Below are 3,223 nucleotides of genomic sequence, written 5' to 3' on the forward strand. Positions count from 1 at the left end.
GCCCAGATGCCGATGATGAAGCCGAACAGGCTGAACGTCACCGCCGTGAGCACCAGGAAGAACAACATGGCGAACGGATGCTCGATGCCGAAATCCACGAACAACCGTGAGGTGGCGAGAATCAGCAGGCCGAGAATGATCGACTTGCTGGCGGCGGCGCCGACATAGCCCAGCACCACTTCCACATAGGAGACCGGGGCAGAGAGCACTTCATAAATCGTGCCCGAGAACTTGGGCATGTAGATGCCGAAGGAGGCGTTCGAAATACTTTGCATCAGCAGCGACAACATCACCAGGCCGGGGATGATGTAAGCGCCGTAGGCGATGTTGTCGATGTCGCCCATCCGCGAGCCAATCGCTGAGCCAAACACCACGAAATACAGGCAGGTGGATATAACCGGCGAGAGCACACTTTGCATCACAGTGCGCTTCATGCGGGCCATTTCAAAATTGTAGATTGCGCGGATACCGTACAGGTTCATGCATTTCTCCAGAATAGCCGGCAGTTTTACTCGTGCACCAGGCCGACAAAAATCTCTTCAAGGGAGCTTTCCCGGGTTTGAAGGTCTCGGTATTCGATACCGAGATCGCCAAGCGTGCGGAGCAATCGGGTTACCCCTGCCTGCTCTCGCTGGGAGTCGAAGGTGTATATCAGCTCGTAACCATCCTCTGACAGCTCTATCGGCTCCAGAGTCAGTTCACCGGGCACCTTGTCCAGTTTGTGCTGCAGCTGCAGTCGCAACTCTTTCTTGCCCAGCTTGGTCATCAACTGGGCCTTGTCCTCGACCAGAATGATCTCGCCACCGCGAATGACACCGATGCGATCCGCCATTTCCTCGGCTTCTTCGATGTAGTGGGTGGTGAGGATGATGGTCACGCCATGTTCCCGAAGTTTGCGCACCATTTCCCACATGTCCCGCCGCAGTTCAACGTCGACGCCCGCCGTGGGCTCATCCAGGAACAGTATCTGGGGCTCATGGGAGAGCGCCTTGGCAATCATCAGGCGGCGCTTCATGCCACCGGAGAGAGACATGATCCGGTTGTTGCGCTTGTCCCAGAGAGAAAGATCTTTCAGGACTTTCTCGATGTGCGCAGGTTTCGGCGCCTTGCCGAATAGCCCACGACTGAAGGAAACGGCATTCCAGACAGTTTCGAATGAATCGGTGTTGAGTTCCTGTGGCACCAGGCCGATGGTCTCGCGGGCCTTGCGGTAGTCTTTGACAATATCGTAACCGGCGGCCGTTACCTGTCCGGAGGAGGCATTGACGATACCGCAGATGATACTGATGAGCGTGGTCTTGCCAGCGCCATTGGGGCCGAGGAGGGCGAAGATCTCGCCACGGCGGATGTCCAGGTTAATGTCTTTCAAAGCCTGAAAACCGTCGCCATATACCTTGCTCAGGTGCTTAACGGAAATATCCGGCTGCACGGGCGTGTCCTGTGGTCAGAATGGGTCGAATTGAAGGCGCAGTATTTTCTCATGAGTAGCGCCAGTTTAGAAACCTTTGCCTCGGCCGGAGAAAACCCCATAATGCCGGCCGGGTTTGTTCGGGAAGCGGTTATGTTACGCGCGATTGCTGTTACAGGATTGATTCTGGCCGTGGTTGGTGCCGGTGTGTTCGGTTGGCGCCTGCTGGGAGACACTGGCAAAACGTCCGGCGGAGAAAGTCAGACCGTTCAGTGTGATCTGCTGGAAAGCGGTCCGTGCCAATGGTCGAATGGTTCCGGAGATTGGCAGGTTGCCCTCAACACCATGGGCGTGGGCGCTCAGGGCACCGAATACCAGCTAACCGTTGCTACACCGGAACGTCCGGAACGCTTTCTGGCTGTTCTCCGGGGCGAGTCCATGTACATGGGCGAGTACCCGGTGCCCCTCGGCAAACAGTCGGAAAACCAGTACTCCGCCCGTTTCACAGCGCCGTTCTGCACCGTGGATGGCAAAATGACCTGGCGCATTGATCTGCAACAGGGCCAGGAACCCATCGAAAACATCCCGGTTAAGCTGGTTTTCCAGGCCGAATAGCACCGGGACAGCTGAACCGACAACTGGTCGGCTGACAACGGTCCGGGATTGTGTAAAATCATCTCATCGCCATTTGCAGGGACAACGTGATGGATTACGGAGATAGCGTTCAGAAGGTTCTGCTCAGAAAAATCCGCAAAGCCGAACAGGATCTGATTCAGCTAAAGCTGGATTACTGCCGGTTTGTTTTCGGCCTGACTCATCGCGCGAAAGTGCTGGCCGGCGGCGTAACCTATGTGGTTCGTTCCGTGGATGTGGACAGCATGGCAAATACGGATGATGGCGGCTTCAGCCGGCCTGAAATAACCGGAACCCGAGTGGACGAACAGGATCATGCGGAACCCGTTGCCCTGGGTACCGACTGGGTACTTGAAACCGCAAACAAACAGGCTGCTAAATAAACGCGTTGGCAGTAATGGCGTCGTAAAGACTCGACGTGGGCGGTACGAAATGGTTGTATCGCCAGAACTCCGCACCTTCCAGACCCGCCCGGAAACAAGCCAGATAAACCGCACTGTCTGTTAATGTGCTGATCGCCTGCATCGCCTGCGGTTGACGCATCCCCGTTTTTCGATTGATGGTCTGGGCAACAATCCCGGCCAGTGCCTCGGAATGCCGACTGCCTTTGTCGCTCAGGGCGCACCCGGCACCGTACAGCCAAGCCGTGGCATAGGCTTTGACCGCATCGGGTGCGGTCGCTAGCGCCAGACCCTTTACACGGCAATCCCGTTCCTGGAGACCAGCCAGAATGTGCAATCGGGTGATGAGCTCAGCCCGGTCCGGAGCAGCTTCAGGAGTCGGCCTTCTGCTGGCAACCGGCCATTCGGAATTGTTTGAGGGCAGGTCGGTAGCCACCGTGTCCCTCGTTGCTGGCCAGATTTCCTGGCGACCGACTGCGATGGGTTCGGAACGCACCAGCGAGATAACCCGCACAGCCAACAGGACAAGCAGCGCCAGCAGCCCGACCTGAATGAAGAGAATCAACCCGTTAACCATCATCACCAGAACTCTGAATGTTGCAATAGGTGATCTGAGTGTAGCGGAATGTATCCTGGCAATACCGCCAACCGGTCGCCAATTACCAGTTTAGCGTTGGCCGAAATGACGGAACTGTGATGGGGATCGCAGTGCGGGTTAGCAGGTGGGCATGGTCTGCAAAGCCAGCTTGCGGCGAATATAGCGGCCGAGGATGTCTACGCC

5 protein-coding genes are annotated in these 3,223 nt (G+C 56.6%); 2 read left to right on the forward strand and 3 right to left on the reverse strand.

Going from position 1 to position 3,223, the window contains the following annotated elements; translation table 11 throughout:
* Together B2W52_RS21130 and B2W52_RS21135 are read right to left on the reverse strand one after the other, a co-directional pair.
* Positions 1-482, reverse strand: a 482-nt coding sequence (locus B2W52_RS21130) for an ABC transporter permease (protein WP_286804026.1), incomplete at its 3' end; no start/stop codon positions are given.
* Positions 483-508: 26 nt separating this feature from the next.
* Positions 509-1,429: an ABC transporter ATP-binding protein gene (locus B2W52_RS21135; protein WP_008171591.1), complete on the reverse strand. Its 921-nt coding sequence runs from the start codon at positions 1,427-1,429 to the stop codon at positions 509-511.
* A gap of 51 nt (positions 1,430-1,480) precedes the next feature.
* On the opposite strand from B2W52_RS21135, the gene B2W52_RS21140 reads away from it, so the two are divergent.
* Positions 1,481-2,023 (forward strand): hypothetical protein, encoded by a 543-nt coding sequence (locus B2W52_RS21140; protein WP_100169459.1) that lies wholly within the window; start codon positions 1,481-1,483, stop codon positions 2,021-2,023.
* An 89-nt stretch (positions 2,024-2,112) separates the two neighbouring features.
* On the forward strand, positions 2,113-2,424 hold the full coding sequence (locus B2W52_RS21145) for a hypothetical protein (RefSeq protein ID WP_008171587.1): 312 nt from the start codon (positions 2,113-2,115) through the stop codon (positions 2,422-2,424).
* On the opposite strand, the gene B2W52_RS21150 is transcribed toward B2W52_RS21145, so the two are convergent.
* Complete coding sequence (locus B2W52_RS21150; RefSeq protein ID WP_008171585.1) at positions 2,417-3,022, reverse strand: hypothetical protein; 606 nt, start codon at positions 3,020-3,022, stop codon at positions 2,417-2,419. The genes B2W52_RS21145 and B2W52_RS21150 overlap by 8 nt on opposite strands.
* Positions 3,023-3,223 lie beyond the last annotated feature (201 nt).

The organism is Marinobacter sp. UBA2498 (genome assembly GCF_002341575.1).
Lineage (GTDB): Bacteria > Pseudomonadota > Gammaproteobacteria > Pseudomonadales > Oleiphilaceae > Marinobacter > Marinobacter manganoxydans.